This is a genomic window from Desulfosporosinus nitroreducens (genome assembly GCF_023897015.1).
Lineage (GTDB): Bacteria > Bacillota > Desulfitobacteriia > Desulfitobacteriales > Desulfitobacteriaceae > Desulfosporosinus > Desulfosporosinus nitroreducens.
This window is the reverse complement of the sequence record NZ_JAMHFY010000015.1, coordinates 37,369-57,193: the sequence shown is the minus strand read 5'-3', so window position 1 is coordinate 57,193 and position 19,825 is coordinate 37,369. Positions and strand designations below refer to the sequence as shown.

Sequence of the window (19,825 nt, the reverse complement as noted above, 5' to 3'; positions counted from 1 at the left end):
GACTTATAAGCAGTATATACCCGACTCCGCAACTTCGTGTCAGCACCCTGACTTGCAGTATTAATTTTAGCTCATTATAACCACTTCTCCATGATGAGGCGATGTTCATAGATGATTTCCACATATGCAGTGCGCTCAGATGCACGGACGTATGTAAAGTAAATAAGCCAGTCGCTTCACATCAAAGCAACTGGCTTATAACTTTTTAACTTTTTTACTTTGTAGCTTTTTAATTTTGTAGCTCTTATCTAAATCAAGATCTAAAAATCTAACCATTGAACAATTGATATCCGGGAGATCTGAGCAACTCTCTTAGAAAACATCCTTAACAATTCTCTGTAAATCGCTGGCCGTTCGGCACCGATAGACCTTTGAGCAATTATTTTGATATACTTTCATAACATTATCAGGCTCAGACCATTCCATTACCTCTAAAGGATTCAACCAAAACACCTTACGCACCTTTTCCGAAATCTGGGCAAAATATTCCGGCTGCGCCGGACGATAGTTGTTTTTACCATCTCCCAGTATGATGAGAATAGCTCGTGATGACACTTCTCTAAGTATGTTCTCAGCGAGTTCTTTAAATACCGCTCCATAATCTGAAAACCCCGAACTTGCTTTATGCCCCCAGCTTTTAATCTCTTGTTTCACTCCGCTAAGATCATCATCCCAAACAAACTCACTAACATCCCAGACTGAATCGATAAAAAAGAATACCCGTATTTTTCGAAAACGAGCCCTAAGACACGTCACCAGATGAATTAAAAATTCTACAAATGAGGCCATGGAATTCGAGACATCGCAAAGCACCACCAGTTCGGGAGCACGGGGAACTTTACGCCGGTAGCACAAATGGAAAAGCACCCCCTCCCACTGAACGCTTTGCTGTACAATTCTCCCTATATCAATGGTGCCTTTGTTATAAGATTTCCAACGAGAGCCTGGTCGCAAGGCTAATTTTCGAGCCCATTTTCGAATACTTGTCTTCACGAGTTCTTTTTCTTCTTCAGATAATGAACTTAACGCCTTGAACAACCAGTGTTGCTGCACAAGGGGTTTCCAGCTATTTTCAAGTTTAACTTGGATCATCACTACCTGTTGCTGAATTTCACGCAGGATAAAAGCCCGATTGTTTTGATGGGTATACCATTCGTCCTCAGAAAGAGTACCTCGCTGATAAGCTAAATCAAAGGAATTAATCCACGTATAATAGTCAATATCTGCCAAAACAGTTTTAACAACCTCTTCATACTCTGCCCCACTGCTTGCTAACTCTTCAAGCCGTGAAAATGGAATCAATTTAGAAATGTGACAATGATCAAGAATATCTCCAATTGCAGTCAGGCTGATTCCTCCTGATCCACGCCCTGCTCCTTGGCCTCCAATTCCTTGACTGTCTCTGTTTTCTTCAATATTCTTTTTGTAGGTTGCATCCAGCGAATCGTTCATTTCAGGGGACTCAGCGTTTTCAACAGCGATTTTCCAAACCGTCTCAAATATGCCCGCATCTTGGGGGCGATGAATTAAAAGCGATTTCAATATCTGTTTACATGGTATGTCAGGATATCGAACCAGACAAGTTTGAGCGTCAAGAATATCCTGCGAGGAAATCGGCAAAGAAACCTGCCTGAGAGCGTGAACCAACCTGATAAAAACCCATCCGTCCATAGTCTCCATCCCTTACTGCTCCATTATGCCGGGGTTAAAACCGATTACTCTCAGGATCGCAGTGCTTCGGTTTCCCATTTTTTAAGACGCTCTTCCAGCTTAGCAACATCTTTTGGATATTTCAGCAACACGCTGAGTGTTCCCATTAGGTCTCCATAGTTCAATTCTGCTTTTTGGAGAGCATTCAGCGCACGCGCAAAATCGATGGTTTCAGAAACACTCGGAAGCTTCTGCAAAGGCAACTTTCTTATCTTGGCAACAAACTCACAAACGTCCTTAGATAACCCCCTAGATAGCTCGGGAGCATGCGAACTTAGAATAGATATTTCTCGCTCTAAGGAAGGATAGGTCAGATAGATATGGATACAACGACGTCTTAGGGCATCACTAAAGTCTCGTGAATTGTTGCTGGTTAAGATTACAATAGGTTTAGTTTTTGAAGTAAGAGTTCCCAGTTCAGGAATTGAAACCTGTTGTTCAGCGAGTAACTCCAAGAGAAAGCTTTCAAACTCCTCGTCACTTTTATCTAATTCATCAATCAGCAACAGAACTGGTTCGGGCGAAAGAATTGCTTCCAAGAGAGGCCTGGAAAGCAAAAACTCTTCCGAGTAAAGATCAAATTTTATCTCATCCCAATCTTCTGTCTTGGCAAGTTGCAAGCGCAATAGCTGTTTGGCATAATTCCAATCATATAATGCCTTACTTATGTCCAGGCCTTCATAACACTGCAGCCTTATCAGTCTTCGTTTTTCCGCCCGGGCGAGTGCTAAAGCCAACTGTGTCTTGCCAACCCCCGCCGGACCTTCAATAAGACAAGGTTTTTCCAAGGCCAAAGCAAGGAATAAGGTTGTCGCTGCTTCTTCACCGATAAGATAGCCTTCTTTTTCAAGTTCATGCGCTAAGTCCAAGGGCGATGTCTTCATAATCTCAAATCTCCCTCCATCTCTCCCCAAGGCACTTTACAAAGTCGGTCTCTTACGTTCTGGTACCTTTATCTTCAATAAGCGAACGGACCAAGTTGTAAGAAGAAAATTCTCCGAGACTGAAATAGGCAATAGCAGGCGTTTGTGGAAAGATTCTCTTGACGATTGCTTTAATATCCAGCCCCTTCTGAGAAAGGTTCAAAATTTGGTCTTGCAATTCTTCAAGGTAAGCCAGCTTTTGCTCAACTAAGCGATATCCTTGTTTAATCTCTCCTCCATGAGAACAATATATTGTTTCAAAACTTTCCTTCAACAATGTGCGCAAGGATTCCATGAGTAGGGGTATGTTCTCTTTTCGACGAACAACCCGAGTCTTTTGGTGAAGAAAAAGGTCTCCGCTAAACAACCTGCCTAGCTCCCTGTCCAAAAATACAACATGATCTGTCGTATGCCCAGGAGTTTGAATCACTTCAAAACGAGAATGTTCATTTTCAATAAAGTCAGGCAATGGCTCTGCTTGGAAGCCCATTCTATGCCCCCAAAAAGCTAAACGATAGAAGGGTATATCCCCTTTCTGACGGCAAATACCCAAAGATTCAGGATGAACATAAGCGGGAACTTGGAGTTTTTCTACTAGATATGCTGTATTTCCGGTATGATCTTCGTGAAAATGGGTGTGAACAATTTTATCAGGTTGATTTTGTAGACAAAAATCTAAAATTCCCCTTCGGAGTTTATGGGGACCACTATCAATGAGCATACCGTCAACTATGTAAGCATAAACATTGAGCGTGGTACCAAACATGCGTACTATACTGTTGAAGATTCTTACTTCTTGTTTATCCTGTCCTATGTGACGGGTCAGTATATGGACTGCCATACAAGAAAACCCCATTTCCTCCAGGTTTTACTTAATTATACTATCAGTGAAAAAAAGAGCAATATGAGATTTCCCCCTTACCCTTTCTTCTGTAATTTCTTCCTTACATCGACAATTTTCCCTTGGAGCATTTCTTTAGGACTAAACTTAATCTCAAACGAAGTTTCCAGTCTTCGCAAGTATGAAACTTCTTTTGCGTTGGCAATGGAAATAGCAACTCCCCTATTACCTGCTCTTCCCGTTCTACCGACCCGATGCAGATAAAGCTGGGGATCTTCCGGCAGGTCAAGGTTAAAGACATGGGTAATCCCTTTGATGTCCAATCCTCTCGAAGCAAGGTCTGAAGCCACCAGCAAAGTGCTTTTTCCACTTCTAAAATCATCCATCGCCTTTTTTCGCTCGATCTTATTTGCTCCTCCGTATATTCCTTCTGCATCCAAACCATGAAAATTAAGTTTTTCCACCATTTTTTCGATCTCTTCACTTTTATTAATGAAAATTAAAGCTCGAGTCGGAATAATAATCCGAATCAGCTTCCTAAGAACTTCAACTTTATCTCGCTGTTCTGCTAAGAAGAACATATGCTCAACAGTAGGAGCGATCATTATTTTATCTGTTACCCTAATCACCTCAGGAGTCTTTAATAATTCAGAAGCCCGTTGATAAGTCGTTGGGGGTAATGTCGCTGAAAATAACAAGAGTTGAGTTCTGCTTAAGGTTGTTTTGATCACAGACTTAACATGATGGGCATTATTTTCATCAAGTAAACGATCAGCCTCATCGAGCACTATTGTTTTAATAGTTTGAGCGACAATTTTTTTCTTCTGGATTAACTCTAGAATTCTACCACTGGAACCCACAATAATGTGTGGTTTTTGTTTTAACTTTTCTATCTGGCGCGCTATATTCACGTTCCCGATGATAGCAGTTGACGTGATATCCAGACCAGAGTTTTTTGACAAAGTTTCCATTTCACGTTGAATCTGAATAGCCAGCTCATGTGTCGGTGTGAGAATCATCGCTTGAGTTTCTCGCTTTAAAATATCGATTTTCTGAAAAATCGGGAGCAGATAAGCCAACGTTTTACCCGTGCCTGTTTCTGACTGACCCAATACATCTTTTCCAGTTAAAATAAAGGGTATCGCTTGTTCTTGGATCGCAGTTGGTTCAACAATTCCTTGCAGTTTAAGGGCATTTACCAAAGATTCGTCGAGCCCAAGCTGGTTAAAGGTATTCATGATAATCCATCCTATCTAAATTAAAGTATAAATCCATTATATCCTTTTTCTTGGCATATCAGAAATAAAACGTCATAATAAATTCATTTCTGCTAACATATTCGAAAGGAACCCATCCCACAAGATAGGTTCCTTTGATTTTCTATATCAACCATTATCTATTAGCACATTAGCTACTTTAATGATTTGTCTTATCTTAATTGAGCGTTAAGTTTTTCTTTCTCCATCGAATAGTCCAATCGCTTGATCTCTTGCCCTCTGTCCAATACAACAACTGAAGGCACGATTTTGACATCATACTTTTGGGCAAGATTTTTCTTAGTGGCCGTATCGACTTTCACCACTTTGTAGGGTTCCGACAGTTCTTGATTTGCCTCTTCTAATAAAGTGCTAAACTCCAAGCTTTCATTATTTAAGGCATTGAAGAAAAGCAAGAGCACTTTTTTGTCACTTTTCAATACACTCGTACTAAACGCATTCAGTTCCTCAATATAGCGCTCGGCAGCGACTGCGGCCGTTGCCCCATCACCTGCAGCTGAAACCACTTGCCTTAAATATTTAACCCGATTGTCTCCGACCGCATATACCCCTTCGAGATCCGTTTCCATCAAGTCATTAACGGGAATGTATCCTCTTCTGTCCATCCCAATGCCACTTTCCTTAATAAAATGAGTCGAAGGAATCATCCCAACAAAGAAAAATACGCCCTGGCAAGGAAGTTTAGTCGAACGGCCTGTTTTTAAGTTCTTGATTTTAACCCCCTCGACATTAGCCTCACCCAGGACTTCTTCAATCGTGGAGTTCCATACAAACTCCATCTTTTCATTTTGGAAGGCCCTTTCCGCACTTATTTTATTACAATCGAGAACCGCCTTCATCATGGAGAACAATCACAGTGACTTTGCGAGCAAACTTGGTAATGTACATGCCTTCTTCAATCGCTTGATCTCCGCTGCCAACGACAACAACGTCTTCTCCTTCAAAAAACTCGGCATCACAGGTTGCACAATACGCAACCCCACTGCCCTGAAGCCGCTTTTCACCAGGAATATTTAATAGTCTCGGCTCACTGCCACAAGCAACGATAACCGCCTTGGCAGTGTATTCTTTACCTTTTTTCGTACAGATGATTTTATCTTCTTGAGCAAAATTAACACTCACAACTTCATCTCGTGAAAATTCAACACCAAAGGAATCGGCATGCTTTTTAAAGTCTTTCATAAGATCAGATCCACTGATTTGGCCATAGCCCGGATAATTGACAATTTCTCGTGTAGTATTGACCAAACCGCCAACCGTTCCTTTGTTGATAACCAAAGTTCTCAGCTTCGCTCTTCCCCCATAAATAGCTGCCGTGAGCCCTGCGGGGCCCCCACCGATAATGATTAAATCGTACGTCACATCTCCCATTTTCCTAAATTACTCCCTCTCTTTAGAATGTTTTAGTGATTACGATTCCAGAACCTCCGCAATTTTATCTATGACTTTGTCTTCGTCAACAGCCCCTGCTAGTTTTGCTTGATATTCGCCATCCTTAAAGAAAAGAATCTGAGGAACTCCTTTTAAGGAGAATCTTTGGGACAAGTTTTTATCTTCTTCTACATCCACGTAATAGAATCCAACCCTATCTCGGTATTGCAGTTGAAGCTCCTCCAAAACAGGAACGACCTCTTTACAAACGTGACAGGATTTTCTTGAGAAAATAACGAGACAGGATTCTGCATTATCATAGATGATTTTTTCGAAACTATTAGCATTTAATTGTTCTAAGGACATATCTTCCACTCCTTTAAAATAGTCCATATTAAACATCCATTTATTTTACAAGCTCCTGATTATCTATTTGCTACTTCCTGTATCGACCGTTTTATATTAATCGATTTGGCACGCCGAATATAGAAATCGTTGATAATCTCGAGTTGTTTGTCAGGCTATTGAGTACGGGAGTCAATAAAAGAATAAAGGCAGGCTATTCCACGAAATCAAGTTTATGTGAATTAGCCTGCCTTTTATATTACATTTCTTCGGTTAAAATCTGATAGATTGGTCCACCTTCACAGTGGGCAGGCATTCTTACACCTATTAATGTTGCAATAGTCGGTGCAATATCAACTTGTCTAATGGTTCTAGCTGTTGTAAAGTTTTCTTTAATTCCTGTCCCTGCAGCTAGAAAAATAGGGGAAACAGAAGTATCGAAAGCACCCTCTACAGTGGATAACCCATCACCATGTAAACGGCTAAATCCCTCATCTACAGTGAAGAAGATATCCCCACATTGCGGACCGTTTGTTCCTAATACAACAGCGTCTTTATTCCGCATTGCAAGCCCTATAACACGCTGTCCTTTATATCTATAAGAGTACAGGTCAGACATAATTTTTCTTTCCAGTTCATATTTGTCCGCCGGGTCAACAATGCCATGGGCATCCCGACCCTTTAAGTTAATATAAATATAGTTGCTTCGAGTCTGAACAGCTGTTGTCTTTTCCCAATCTACTTCTTTCAAAGTTTTACCGTTTGCATCCTTTTTCATTACGGTATAACCGAGTTCCTCCATTACCTGTACATTCATGCCGCCATATTCACCAATTTGTGGTGGGAATTCTTCCCCGACCAGTAAACCATGGTCAGCTAGAATCATGATTGTCCATCCTTCATCTAACAGATGTAAGAATTCACCCAAATATTTGTCTGTCTGAATGTAAAACTTCCGGATAAAGTTCTGATTAACTTCAGGGTCAGTATAACTCCAGCGCTCCAGATTTTTAGCTAAATGCCAAAACATATGACCTGCACAGTCAACATTATGCAAATGAGAGAATACTACCTGGTATTCATGTTTTTTAATTAAATGATTTAATGCCTTTGCTTGCCATTGACAATACGAATCCCAGGCTGGTTCATAAACCTTCTCAACCAGGTAAGCATCTTCTCCCCCAACCAAGCTAACAGGCTGAACCGGTCCAACATTTTCTACGACATCTTTTAACAATTCTTTTGGATGCCATAATTTATCCTGGGCAATATCCAATGCATTACTGATCCAAAGTTTCACCGATGTTCCATCCGGAGAAAGTTCTAGGAGTTTCATAGAACGACAGGCGGGTTTTAATACACCCTCTTTATTAATGTCATCTACAATACCGGAAACCATTTTCCCGAGTTCTAATACTACGATTGGCTTCTCTGCCTTCTTATTTTTATAAATTGCTATGCGGTCATAGATGCCATCAGAATTCTTTAAAATCAGGGTGGGTCGTCTTACAATACCATCAGACGTTAAAATAGTAAATTCTTTTGCATCTGCCGGTACAGCTGCCCATCCTTCTGCATTTTTCAACGGGGAATTGACTACATCATAATGAGGAATACTTTCAATGACCATTTCCATGTTTTCTGGTCCCATGATATATTCACGGATTTCACTGCCTGTCATGGCAGCTTCACCATACCATAATTCCATCATATCGGTAGCTGGTTCTTCTTCTTCTTCAGTAATAGCACTCAGATCGGAAATCATGCAGCCAGTACCGGCAGGACGTTCAAGTTTTGGAGCATATATTAATTCTGTAATTTCCTCATTAGCAGCGATAACTTTTTCCCAATCAAGTTGTGCCACACCCATGTTAACAGAACCCGGCTGTGTTCCATCAACAACGTTTAAATTTGGGTTGTCACTGGTCGGAGGCCAAGCGGAACCGGGCCAATGCCATACTAATGTTTTAAGGCCGGCTTCAGTCGTTACGTTCCATAATTGCTCAGCTTCACAGTTTCTGGAATCCATATTATATACAACAGCGTCCAAGCTCTTTGGGGACTGTCGCCAAAAGCAGGTAATACCGTGTGTTCCAGGATAAGCACCTGTCGCTAAGGTCGTCCAGCATGCAGGTGTAATCGTTGGCAGGGCACCTAAGTGGGATAAGTCTTCTCTTGCCGAGCCTTTTTCTATAAATTTTTGTAAGTTTGGCATTATTCCTTCGGCCAAGAACTTCCGGGTTACTTTGGGATCCATCCCGTCGACCCCTAATACCAATAATTTCTGGGTTAATGCTTCTCTTTTCATTATTTAAATCACAACTCCTCAGATGGTTTGAACCGAGTGGAGATTTTCTTACGGGATTGCTTTATGTAGTAATGAGAAGAACTAAAGTAGTTAGCTCGTTCTCCTCATTACTATAATTAATATTTAGCTATTCGGTCATTAACTTAACTATTGACACCATACTCTTTTTCAGTTTCTTCTACTATCGCACGTAATTCAGCTTGAACACTTTCAGACAGGTACTCAGGTTTATAGTTCTCTAAAATTGACCTAGCCACTTCATAGGCCCTTTCCGAAAAATCCTTACCGCCGTCCGCCAGCCAAACATCCCTCATACGACGGTCAATAACATTACTCTTAGATTGTGTACGCATATGTTTGAAGGTGTGCTCTTCGCTAATAAAGTTACCAGCGGTTCCTACCTGCTTAATAACATCTATCGCTAAAGTTTCATCAGACACACTTATACCACAAACAGCCTTTTTAATCATCCTAGCCATCTCATTATCCATTACCATTTGTGCATAGTCATAGGTAATGCCGAGTTCTAACATACCCGCACCATAGATCAGGTTGGACCCTGCCAACGCTGTCAGCATAGCGGTAATTGTAAACTCATGAGATGCCTGGGCATCCGGAAGTTTGCTATCTACCTAGCCACCTGCTACCCAGCTTGGCAGTAAGTAAAACTGGGCAAGTTTCGCCACACCTGCATTGATCATTCCGAGTTCCGGAGATCCAACCGGTGCCGTAGCAAAACGCAGATCCATGATTGTCGTTGAACTGCCATAGATAACTGGTGCTCCCTTGCGGGTTAGCTGGCTTAAGACGATGCCACTTAAAACTTCAGCATTGTGTGTTACAAGACTGCCTGCTAACGTAATTGGAGAGGTAGCTCCAGCCATAGCCATTGATAGTATGTTTACTGCTATACCAGCCCGGGCACCTTCAATAATTACTTCAGTACAGTGGCCTACTAATTGTAACGGGCTTGTCGGGCAAACATTGCACGAGAAGATTGGTCTTTCCCGCAACTTTTCTTCTCCACCGACTATGGCAGCAGCCATCTTCAGAACCTTTTTAAAGTTTTTTCCACCTTCAGTACCGATAAATACATGCTTGGAAGTATTATTGAAGATAACCTCGGCATTATGAACCACAGCAGCCTCTGCCGGTACATCCTGAGGAGCCACCGGACGTAAAACTGCATCCATTTCACTCATTGCATCACAAAAGCGCGAAATATTAGCTACATCCTGCTTAGTAGTCTTCCGATACTCTTTGGTATACGGATCGATGATTGAGACACCTTCACCAAAATTTATGAAATGAACCCTCTTGCCGCCTAAGACAATGTCGTGTTTCGGATTTCGCCCAGCTAATAACACTGTATTAGGAGCAGAGCGAATAGCGTCTTCTACGATGTGAGGAGGTATCTTGACTACGCGAGTTTGAAAATCAACATGAGCTCCCCCTGCCGCAAAAATTTCTAACGCCTCTTTGGATTCCACCTTGATTCCGGTTTTTTCTAATACCTCCAACGTTCCACTGTGGATATCATAAAGTTCATTCTCCGAAAATATATTGAGTCCGAAGCCCTCAAATTTCGAAACTCCTGCTTGAACTTCACTTCTCAATTATTCCACCTCCTATGATTCTTCCTATAAATTTTCGACTCAATATTAGAACCTAATTAGTTTAAGTACATGGTAGCCATTTCTTTAGCTGCCATGGCATCTGCACAATAACCATCAGCTCCAACTTCATCGGCAAAACTTTTAGAAACTGGTGCTCCACCTACAAGAATTTTAACTTCGTCACGCAGACCTTCCTTCTTAATAAGATCAATAGTTACCTTCATATTAAGCATCGTTGTAGTTAAGAGCGCCGATAAACCGACGATTTTAGCATTATGCTCTTTAATAGCAGCCACAAACTTCTCAGGCGATACATCAACACCCAGATCCACTACATTAAAGCCACCGCTCTCCATAATCATCACAACTAAGTTCTTGCCAATGTCATGGAGGTCTCCGGCAACGGTTCCAATGATAATCGTTTTGCTTACAGCAATGTCTGCCCCTGTCAGCAACGGTTTTACTATATTCATACCCTCAGATAGAGCTTTAGCAGACATCATAACTTCCGGTACATACATTTCGCCCGCTTTAAATTTTGGGGTAACAATGTCCATACCAATCAGTAAACCTTTAGAGATAATTTCCATGGGGTTGCCACCAGCATCCACCATTTTTTGGGTTAGGTCTTTTACTGCAGCAGCATTTCCTTTGAATACATAATCGGCCAATTGATCAAAATCACTCATCCTATAATCCTCCTTAAGATTACTAAATAGATCCTCAGCAATTTCTCATACTACAAATTAATAACTCTTACCAAATAAATAATATTATAAATAGATTTCATTGTATAATTCCGTCTATTTATGCCGGGCATAAGTTGAAGTAACCTCAGTGAGAGTTCTATTAATGGACCTTAGCTTTCTCGATAAAATTTAATAAAGCTTTATCGATTGCCGTATCGAGTAAGGATTCAGGCGCATTTTGCAGTATTTGTTTATATCTGCGATTAGCACGAATCACGACATCCTCAGAACCGGAGCCCTTCCAATCACTGTAATTACCCCAGTCCGAAACTGTGGGGGTCCACAGGGAACGGAATTTTTCGAAGGTACTCATGTGGGATAAATAGGTCCCAGTATGCCCCACCTCTTGAATAACATCAACTGACAATGCTTCATCCGAGGTGTCAATCCCCTGAGATATCCGCCTCACTCTTCTGATTAGTTCTTCATCGATTACGAACTTCTCATAGGAGGTAGTCATGATAGCATCTAATACTCCTAAACTTTGTACCGACATCTGAGCTCCGCTCATCATTCCCATCAATAAACTTTGCATAGTTTCATACCCTGCCTGGCAATCCACTGTCTTAGAATGTGTGATTCCTGACATAGTTCTCACTGGCAAGTGGTAGAAATCCAAGCCCATTTGCAAGCTGGCAGTATTGATTAACATAGCTTCTGGCGATCCCGCAGCGTAGGTAGCCTCTTTCATATATCCTGAGGTGGAAGCAGTAGCGTAAACCAAAGGAGTACCAGGATTCACCAATTGAACCAAAACCAATCCCGCGATAGTCTCTGTATTTTGCAAGACCGCTGTCCCCAATAGTGATATTGGTCCGCTGACTCCTGCCATAATACAAGGTGCAAGCAGGATAACTTGATTGCGCTTGGCATATTCAATCATAGTTTCCAAAGTATCAGGAGCATAGGCTAAAGGACTTAAGGAATTTACTAAAACTGCTGTACAGTGGTTCTCTAATAGAAATCCCGGTTGACCCAGAGCAATCTCAACCATATCCAGTTGTTCGCGAACTTGCTGAGTATTAGCGCAGAATCCGATAATTGGTTTCTCTGTGTTTTTCAAAGCCTCGTACATCATAAGTAAATATTTATCGTTGCTGTTAACATCACTGGGATCAACTGGGATTGTGCCTACCAGATCAACCACATCGCTGGCCTGACACAGTTTTTGGATATTGGCATAATCCTCAAGAGTTGCCTCACGACGTCCCCTATCCAAGTCTTGAATATAAACCGGACCTACATTAGGCTGTATTAAAAAACCTTCACCAACGGTGATAGAATATTTTTCATTACGAGCACGCATGCGGAAAGTACGTGGAGCTGTTGCTAAGGCTTGATCTACCATCTCACGAGAAATAAAAACTGTTTTATTTTCAACCCTAGCACCATTTTTCTTGAAGATTTCGACAGCTTCCTCACTATGAAATACTACACCTGTTTCACGAAGAATTTTTAAAGTTGCTTCATGAACCCGCAATAAATCATCCTTCGTTAATACTTCCAGCCTTGATTTTAAAGCCATTATTACACCCTCTCTTATCATAACTTAACGCGAATCTCAAGGTATTAATTGGCCTTAGACCCTTAAAGCCCCTAAGTCAAATTGACTTAAGACAGAGTCAACTTGACTTGCTATAAATATCTTAAGAATTTCCCAAGTTTAGATGTAATTACACCACCTCTCTGTATTCCTTGTTCCAAATATCCCACCGATTCTCTGATAACTGATAACTGATAACTGATTCACTCATTCAGATACATACGATGGTATGGCTTAAACAATTTATTCAATTTAACTCTTAGGGAACTTACATAAATTATAATGCAATTTTCATGCCGTCATAAGATTTTGAATTGCCAAACATAAAAAATGTTCTCATAAGCATAATGACGTTAAATATAAAGCTTAAAGCTCTATTTAGTGTATTATTCCAAACAATATCGTCTAAATAATATCCATTTTTTTGGTTTCAGGCATGAAACGCTAGAATATTCTAAGTCAGACTGACTTATATATTCTAGCGTTGCAGGATTTTGCGTCATCTTAAACGAATAAATCTAATCATCAAATAATTTTGCTTTTTTATACTAACTCTCTATGTAATGACTAGTAAGTGATGAAATACATGTTATTTTCTAATTACGCTTTGATGACATAGCAAAAAGGGAGTTGTCGAAATTGGTAGATATTAACGAAAACAGTTTGGATAGAGAAGAATTAAAAATGATATTAGACAATTCATTTGATGAAATTTTCGTTGTTAACAACAAGGGAATAGTTACCTATGTGAACGAAGTATGCAAGAAACATTATGGTTTAGCCCCTTCCGAGATCATTGGGAAAAACTTTAACTATTTATTAAACGAGGGATACTATTCGCCTGCACTTGCCCCCATTGTTTTTAGAAACAAACAAACTGTTACAGTAGAACAACAAACCAGATCTGGAATCAAACTGGTTGTGACTGCTACTCCAGTTATTAATGAGAGTGGTGAAGTTGACTTCATTGTTATGAACAGTCGCGATATCACTCAAATTGAACAATTGAAACAGGACCTAGATGAAACTAAAAAACTCGTTAAACATTATAAGAACAAAGTTGATGAATTAAGCCAGCAAGTTAGTTATTTTAAAGGATACTCTTTTCGCGATGAGAAAATGAAGTTGTGCTTAGAAGTTGTACAGAGGGTAGCCCTGGTAAATTCAACGGTCTTAATCCTAGGGGAATCTGGGACCGGAAAAAACGTCTTAGCAATGGATATTCATAAAATTAGCGATCGAAAAGAAGGGCCCTTTATTTGTATTAACGGTGCTACTATTCCCGAGCACCTTTTAGAATCAGAGCTATTCGGTTATTGCAGAGGTGCTTTCACAGGAGCAGACAAGTATGGAAAGGTTGGTTTAGTCGAACTGGCAAACGGCGGAACTCTATTTCTTGACGAAATCGGCGAAATTCCCTTGGGAATTCAAGCAAAGTTGTTAGAGCTTATTCAGGAGCATAGATTTATTCCCGTCGGCGGAAAAGAGCATAAGAAAATTAACATACGGATTATTGCAGCAACAAATCGAAATTTAGTTCAATTAATTGAAGAAGGTAAGTTCCGCGAGGATCTATATTACAGGTTGAGCGTTATCGAAATCGATACTCCCCCCTTAAGGGATAGATCCGAGGATATTATTCCATTATTACAGTTCTTCATAAATAAATACGATTTAATGTATAAATACTCTCATAAGTTCGATAAGCAAACTCTTACTATCCTCAAAAATTATTCATGGCCTGGCAACATTCGTGAAATGGAGCACCTAGCAGAACGATTGGTAGTTACAATTCCGGAAGGAAATATTTTACCTGAACATTTACCCAGTAAAATTTTCAAAATACCATCTGTCCCATTAAATGCAAACATGCTGCAAGACGAGCTGTCGAATTGGAAGAATCTCAAGAAATCAAGTGACGAAGAGGCAATCATAATTAGATTATATAACATGCTGGGAAGCTCTTATAAAGTTGCAACCACTTTGAATATCAGCCAGAGTAAAGTAACTAGGATTGTACGTAACTATAAACAAAGCTGTACTACCAGCCAAGAAACTTAAAAGCAATTAAAAGAGTTATACCCAAAACTTGGCTACGACCAAGCCACCAGCGCATGCGGCATCTTTAGAGAGTGCGCCACGGATGGCCAAGTCTTCCGACTTTTTCTAGAAATGAGCTTGGTATGCAGGCGGAGGTATTTTATGAGATTGGAACAATTATCCCTTTTAATCGAAGTAGCTAAATACAACTCTATAACTCTGGCAGCGGAACACGCCTTTATTACCCAACCGGCAGTCAGTTCATCGATTAGCAAACTTGAAGACGAACTAGGGACAGCACTTTTCAAACGTACCACGCAAGGCGCTTACCCGACAGCAATTGGTGAGATGATTATTGAAAAAGCACGTTATATTCTGGATACGGTTGAGGAAATTAAACAGATCGCAAACACCTCGGATTTAACTGGCAGCCTATCGGTCGGGATAATACCTAGTATGGGTGACAAGATAATACCACACGTTTTATATCTCTTGAAAAATAAGCATCCTAATATTAATATTGTCTTGACAGTAGCTGAGTCAATAACTATTCTGCAAAATATCCAATCTGGCAAGAATGATCTTGGGATTGTTCTTTTAACTGAAGAAATCCAAGGAAAAGACATTTGCAGAGAGGAATTATTCTCAGATGAATTTTTGATATATGCTGGAAAAGATTCTCCTCTCTCTGCAAAAGAATCAGTCTCTTTGAAAGAAGCACTTGAATATCCCTTTGTTGCCTATAATGACGAATTTACAAAGAATAATGGGGGCATTACAAGTATATTGAAACAGTACGGCGAACCAAATGTGGTGTTTAGATTCTGTAATTTTGAACTCATCAAAAGAGTCGTTTCTCAAGGAATTGCTATATCCTTCTTTCCCAAGTTCATGTCGACTAACGATATATACTTGCAATCAGGAGAAATAATACCTATTCCCATTAGTGATGTTAGTCTAGGGATAACCGTTGGTTTAATAAGGTCGAACCGATACGCTGTTTCTCAAGTAGAAAAAGAATTTATAGAAGCCCTTAAATCCATGTGTAAAATTGCCGCACCCATTTAAAAATAGCAACTAAAACGTAAGAAGTCTCTTTATCTGTGGAAAGAACACTATAAAGAAAACTTGGCCGGCGCCAAGCCGCAGGCGCAGGCGGTTGCCATAGTTGCACTTATGCTTAGAAAGTATAATAACGAAGTTTTATACTTTCTGATAGTACCAAAAAGAGGATGGCCGTGATCAGCCATCCTCTTTTGGATACTTTTACTTATTCAACCTCGTTATTTATTTGACGGCAAAAGGCGGCTTCTGGCAGAAGCCGCCTTTTGCTATTTTCCGGGCTGGTCTTACTGCGACAGCCCTGTTATGATTAGTCTTCTTCCTGATAATCGACAACTTGCACTTTTGTTTCTTGGCCGAAATCCTCCTTAAGCCACTTGCATAAGGACATCCCTAAGATAATGATAATAAATATAATGGGTACGCTGGTGGCAACAGATGAAAGCTGAACTACGGGTAATCCGCCCACCATCATGATAGCCACCCCGATCACAGCAAGGAGTGCACACCAGAAAAGTCTTGTCCAGCGGGGAGATTCCTGATCATTCCTAACCTCTTTGCTAGAAATCATTGAAATAATATACGCATTGGAATCAATGGTAGTAGCTTGGAAAATAAGCATTACAAATAAGAAATAGGGAATCACTATTCCGGTTAAGGGTAAGGTATGCAAGACTTGGCTAATCATTGCCCCGGCACCGGCCTCCACCATAGTCTTATCAAGTGCTATCCCTTGATTAAGCTGAAGATCTACTGCATAGGTGCCGAACACTAAGAAGAACAGTGAACAGCCGATTGTCGTTATAACCATCATATTTATAACAACGTTTTTTATCGTTCTCCCCTTGGAGATCCTGGCAACAAATAATCCGAAATACATGGCCCATGCTGCCCACCAGGCCCAGTAAAATACTGTCCAGTCTTGAGGAAAACCAGATTTGGTAATCGGATCTGTATATAAACTCATCCGTAAAAAGTTAGTAGCCAAAACCCCTAGGCTGTCAACATAAAAGGATAACATAAATAAGGTGGGGCCTACAAGCATAACAAACGCTAATAATCCCATACATAACCAACTATTTAATTCCGATAACTTTTTAATTCCGCTATTTAAACCGGAGTAAGCGCTATAGGTAAATACCGCTGCAACCACCAGTGTGACCGCAACTTTTACCGTCATAGAATTCTCAATACCCAGCATATCGGCGCTTACAGCCGCCATCATAGGTATAACCGTTCCTAAGGTTGTTCCTAATCCGCCTACCAGACCGATAACAACAAAGATATCGATAGCTCTGCCAAGCCATCCATCAACCCGGTCCCCCAATACTCCCCTGCAAGCATAGCTTGGGTAGAAGTAGGGTTTTTTTCTTACGTGAAGCATGTAGGCAAAGGCGATGGCCCCTGGTACAAAGATAGCCCATGCCGTAATACCCCAGTGAAATATTCCATAAGCAATAGAGAATTGCGCAGCTTGCGCTGAAAATGCCTCACCCCAGAAAGGAGGCCACTTAAGATAAAAAATAGGCTCGGCCATGGACCAATAAACTAAACCTGCTCCGACACCGCCAGTGAACATCATCGATATCCAGCTGAAGTCTGAGAATTCAGGCTTATCATCTTTTCCGCCCAATTTTACATTGCCATATCTGCCAAAAGCCAACCAAAGTGAAAACACTACACAGCCCAAAGCAAATAATAACCATAACCAGTCCATTTTATAGGTTATAGCTTTTAATATGGTTGAAACATAGGGTTGCAGTTCTTTACCAAAAATAAGCATTGGGGCATATAACACAACGCATAAAATAGCACTGCCCCAGAAAACAACAGGATTAATAAGAACAGATTTACCTTTAGATTTAGGTATTTTTTCCAGATTCTCTTGTAACAAGTTTTTCACCCTTTCTTGTGATTTAATCTGAGAACCGGGTTTAAGAAGATACGTCAGCTGATAAATTCCACGTGTCTATCTATAGTATGTGTTACGAAAGCAAATCCTTGGTTATTACCTTCTTGGTATTTTCAGGTCAGTGAAAAACAATCCTCCTATGCTGATGCCCGTTAAGAACCCTAGGTTATCGGCCTTAGTATAGCTATTTTTTACCTCACTAGACTTGCATAAAGTTTAAAATGATTTGTCAAGCAAAGAAATACAAAGATATATCATGAAAAATGAGAATAATACCGTTAATCCTTTACTTTTATTCCTCCTTTGATTCAAATATTTCATTGCCCTGAAATGACCATCAAAACCTCCTTTTATAAAATGCTTAACTTCTGTCCCACAACTTTAATTGCAAATTCTTTGCCAATTATCACATAAATTAATATGTTATCTCAGAAAGTTTAATAGCAGTGGACTATGTACGTATTTCAAGGACTTATGCCAAACTTTCAGGCCCTATTTATCAAACGCTTGAAAATCCTTAACTCAGAGTAATTTAAGGATTAGAACTTTTCCATCACAAATTATTAAGTCTCGGCGACTCATTTAAGTCACCAAGACTTAAACGAGTCACCAAGACTTAATTTTCGGAGTATTGCTATTAGTCAAGAAGATTTAAACTTAAGAGGAGGGGAGCCGGTTCAACAATTCCTTGTTGTTTGAGAGCATTAACCAATGATCCGTCGAGCCCAAGCTGATTGAATGAGAATGCTTAGATAACATTATATCCTTTTTTTCTCTGAAGAGGCAGCTTCTAGGGTTTTGTGTCGGCTCTGTACGACTAAAAGACGCCCTAATAAACCAATAGCACTCACAGCCAATCCCAGAACTAAACCAATCCAATAACCCGTTGCCCCGAGCGTAGTATAACTAGCCATATAGTATCCAGACGGTAATCCAATAACCCAGTAGGAGATACAGGCCATGAGGAACGTAACATTGACATCTTTATAGCCCCGCAGCGCTCCCTGGATTGGAGCTGCAATGGCATCAGATAGTTGGAAGAATAAGGCAAAAACCAGAAAATGCTGGGCCATTTGAATAACTGCAACTTCTCGAGAATATAAAGAAGCCACTTGTTCACTAAAGAGCAAAAGAACTGAGGCACAAATACAGGCCATTCCTATGGACATCCCCATGCCAAGATAGCTGTACTGACGCGCATCCCTATGACGCTTAGCCCCAACTTCAAACCCCACCACAATAGTTAATGCCGAGGAAATGCTAAGGGGTACCATATAGAGCAGTGTAGCGAAATTCATAGCTACCTGATGAGCGGCAATAGTCACAGTATTAAACGTGCTCATCAGTAAAGCAACGACCGCAAAGATACTGGTCTCTACGAAAATTGCAAAACCAATCGGCAGACCAATCTTTAATTGCTCTTTCCATTCCTTGAGCGATATACAATACCAATGTCTGAATACTTGATAGGGTGTGAAGGATTCCTGACGCAGGATAATCGTCAGGGTTATAAGCAACATACACCAATAAGTAAGTGCCGATGCTACACCAGCCCCAACACCGCCTAAGGCTGAAAAACCAATTTTCCCAAAAATAAGAACATAATTCAGGGACACGTTAATTGGTAATGACAATACGGCAATCATCATAGTTACTCTGGTTTTCCCCAACGCATCGATAAATGCCCGCAAAACTTGATATACAAAGAGTGCCGGAATTCCACAGGCAAGTGCCAACAAGTAACTGCGTGAAATTCGAAGTACGTTATCCTCCAACCCCATGAGCGAAAGAATTGGATCTAAAGCAAAGGCCCCTCCAGCTATAACTAGAATTGAAATCAACAATGCTAAATAAATCCCCTGCATTACTTGGAAAGCTATATCTTTTTTATGCCTCGCCCCAATTAATTGAGCAACAATTGGAGTTACAGCTACGAAAATTCCGCCTATACCAGCACCTATTGGCACCCATACGCTGGAACCGATTGCGACTCCCGCCAAATCTGGAGTGCTTGCTTGTCCAGACATGACAGTATCAAAAAAACTCATGGAAAACATTGTAACTTGTGCAACCAGGATAGGCCACAAAATTGCGAACAATTGTCTAATCCTTTGCAGGAGCGAAAATG

General features: G+C 40.5%; 12 protein-coding genes and 2 pseudogenes. 2 read left to right on the top strand and 12 right to left on the bottom strand.

Features of this window, described 5'->3' with window-relative positions; all coding sequences use genetic code 11:
* Positions 1–312: 312 nt before the first annotated feature.
* The 10 genes and pseudogenes from M8E35_RS16320 to M8E35_RS16275 all read right to left on the bottom strand — a co-directional run bounded on the left by M8E35_RS16320 (position 313) and on the right by M8E35_RS16275 (position 12,665).
* Positions 313–1,671 (bottom strand): VWA domain-containing protein, encoded by a 1,359-nt coding sequence (locus tag M8E35_RS16320; RefSeq protein WP_252470278.1) that lies wholly within the window; start codon positions 1,669–1,671, stop codon positions 313–315.
* A gap of 50 nt (positions 1,672–1,721) precedes the next feature.
* Complete coding sequence (locus M8E35_RS16315; protein ID WP_252470277.1) at positions 1,722–2,594, bottom strand: AAA family ATPase; 873 nt, start codon at positions 2,592–2,594, stop codon at positions 1,722–1,724.
* Between the two features lie 52 nt (positions 2,595–2,646).
* Positions 2,647–3,474 carry an MBL fold metallo-hydrolase gene (locus tag M8E35_RS16310; protein ID WP_252470276.1) on the bottom strand — a complete coding sequence of 276 codons (828 nt, stop codon included), beginning with the start codon at positions 3,472–3,474 and terminating at the stop codon, positions 2,647–2,649.
* 77 nt (positions 3,475–3,551) lie between these two features.
* Entirely contained in the window at positions 3,552–4,712 is a 1,161-nt protein-coding gene (locus tag M8E35_RS16305; RefSeq protein ID WP_252470275.1) for a DEAD/DEAH box helicase, read from the bottom strand.
* A gap of 191 nt (positions 4,713–4,903) precedes the next feature.
* Positions 4,904–6,122: pseudogene (trxB, locus tag M8E35_RS16300) on the bottom strand (thioredoxin-disulfide reductase).
* A gap of 39 nt (positions 6,123–6,161) precedes the next feature.
* Positions 6,162–6,488 carry a thioredoxin family protein gene (locus M8E35_RS16295; protein WP_252470336.1) on the bottom strand — a complete coding sequence of 109 codons (327 nt, stop codon included), beginning with the start codon at positions 6,486–6,488 and terminating at the stop codon, positions 6,162–6,164.
* Positions 6,489–6,726: 238 nt separating this feature from the next.
* The gene (locus M8E35_RS16290; RefSeq protein ID WP_252470274.1) at positions 6,727–8,775 is read right to left on the bottom strand and encodes an alkaline phosphatase family protein; all 2,049 of its coding nucleotides are present in this window, start codon (positions 8,773–8,775) and stop codon (positions 6,727–6,729) included.
* Positions 8,776–8,918: 143 nt separating this feature from the next.
* Positions 8,919–10,391 (bottom strand): annotated as a pseudogene (mttB, locus tag M8E35_RS16285) ([trimethylamine--corrinoid protein] Co-methyltransferase).
* A 56-nt stretch (positions 10,392–10,447) separates the two neighbouring features.
* Positions 10,448–11,080 (bottom strand): cobalamin B12-binding domain-containing protein, encoded by a 633-nt coding sequence (locus M8E35_RS16280; protein WP_252470273.1) that lies wholly within the window; start codon positions 11,078–11,080, stop codon positions 10,448–10,450.
* A gap of 160 nt (positions 11,081–11,240) precedes the next feature.
* A complete protein-coding gene (locus M8E35_RS16275; protein ID WP_252470272.1) occupies positions 11,241–12,665 on the bottom strand; it encodes a trimethylamine methyltransferase family protein in 1,425 nt (474 codons plus the stop codon).
* A 657-nt stretch (positions 12,666–13,322) separates the two neighbouring features.
* On the opposite strand from M8E35_RS16275, the gene M8E35_RS16270 reads away from it, so the two are divergent.
* Together M8E35_RS16270 and M8E35_RS16265 are read left to right on the top strand one after the other, a co-directional pair.
* Positions 13,323–14,744 carry a sigma-54 interaction domain-containing protein gene (locus M8E35_RS16270; RefSeq protein ID WP_252470271.1) on the top strand — a complete coding sequence of 474 codons (1,422 nt, stop codon included), beginning with the start codon at positions 13,323–13,325 and terminating at the stop codon, positions 14,742–14,744.
* Between the two features lie 141 nt (positions 14,745–14,885).
* Positions 14,886–15,791 carry a LysR family transcriptional regulator gene (locus M8E35_RS16265; RefSeq protein ID WP_252470270.1) on the top strand — a complete coding sequence of 302 codons (906 nt, stop codon included), beginning with the start codon at positions 14,886–14,888 and terminating at the stop codon, positions 15,789–15,791.
* Positions 15,792–16,095: 304 nt separating this feature from the next.
* Here the strand turns inward: M8E35_RS16265 and M8E35_RS16260 are convergent, their stop codons facing one another.
* Together M8E35_RS16260 and M8E35_RS16255 are read right to left on the bottom strand one after the other, a co-directional pair.
* Complete coding sequence (locus M8E35_RS16260) at positions 16,096–17,679, bottom strand: BCCT family transporter (protein WP_289710875.1); 1,584 nt, start codon at positions 17,677–17,679, stop codon at positions 16,096–16,098.
* A gap of 776 nt (positions 17,680–18,455) precedes the next feature.
* Positions 18,456–19,796 (bottom strand): MATE family efflux transporter, encoded by a 1,341-nt coding sequence (locus M8E35_RS16255; protein ID WP_309446477.1) that lies wholly within the window; start codon positions 19,794–19,796, stop codon positions 18,456–18,458.
* Between the last annotated feature and the right edge of the window lie 29 nt (positions 19,797–19,825).

Coding starts and splice junctions, on each gene's coding strand:
- M8E35_RS16320 (WP_252470278.1), bottom strand. CDS start 1,671: ATGGACGGATGGGTTTTTATCAGGTTGGTTCACGCTCTCAGGCAGGTT.
- M8E35_RS16315 (WP_252470277.1), bottom strand. CDS start 2,594: ATGAAGACATCGCCCTTGGACTTAGCGCATGAACTTGAAAAAGAAGGC.
- M8E35_RS16310 (WP_252470276.1), bottom strand. CDS start 3,474: ATGGCAGTCCATATACTGACCCGTCACATAGGACAGGATAAACAAGAA.
- M8E35_RS16305 (WP_252470275.1), bottom strand. CDS start 4,712: ATGAATACCTTTAACCAGCTTGGGCTCGACGAATCTTTGGTAAATGCC.
- M8E35_RS16295 (WP_252470336.1), bottom strand. CDS start 6,488: ATGTCCTTAGAACAATTAAATGCTAATAGTTTCGAAAAAATCATCTAT.
- M8E35_RS16290 (WP_252470274.1), bottom strand. CDS start 8,775: ATGAAAAGAGAAGCATTAACCCAGAAATTATTGGTATTAGGGGTCGAC.
- M8E35_RS16280 (WP_252470273.1), bottom strand. CDS start 11,080: ATGAGTGATTTTGATCAATTGGCCGATTATGTATTCAAAGGAAATGCT.
- M8E35_RS16275 (WP_252470272.1), bottom strand. CDS start 12,665: ATGGCTTTAAAATCAAGGCTGGAAGTATTAACGAAGGATGATTTATTG.
- M8E35_RS16265 (WP_252470270.1), top strand. CDS start 14,886: ATGAGATTGGAACAATTATCCCTTTTAATCGAAGTAGCTAAATACAAC.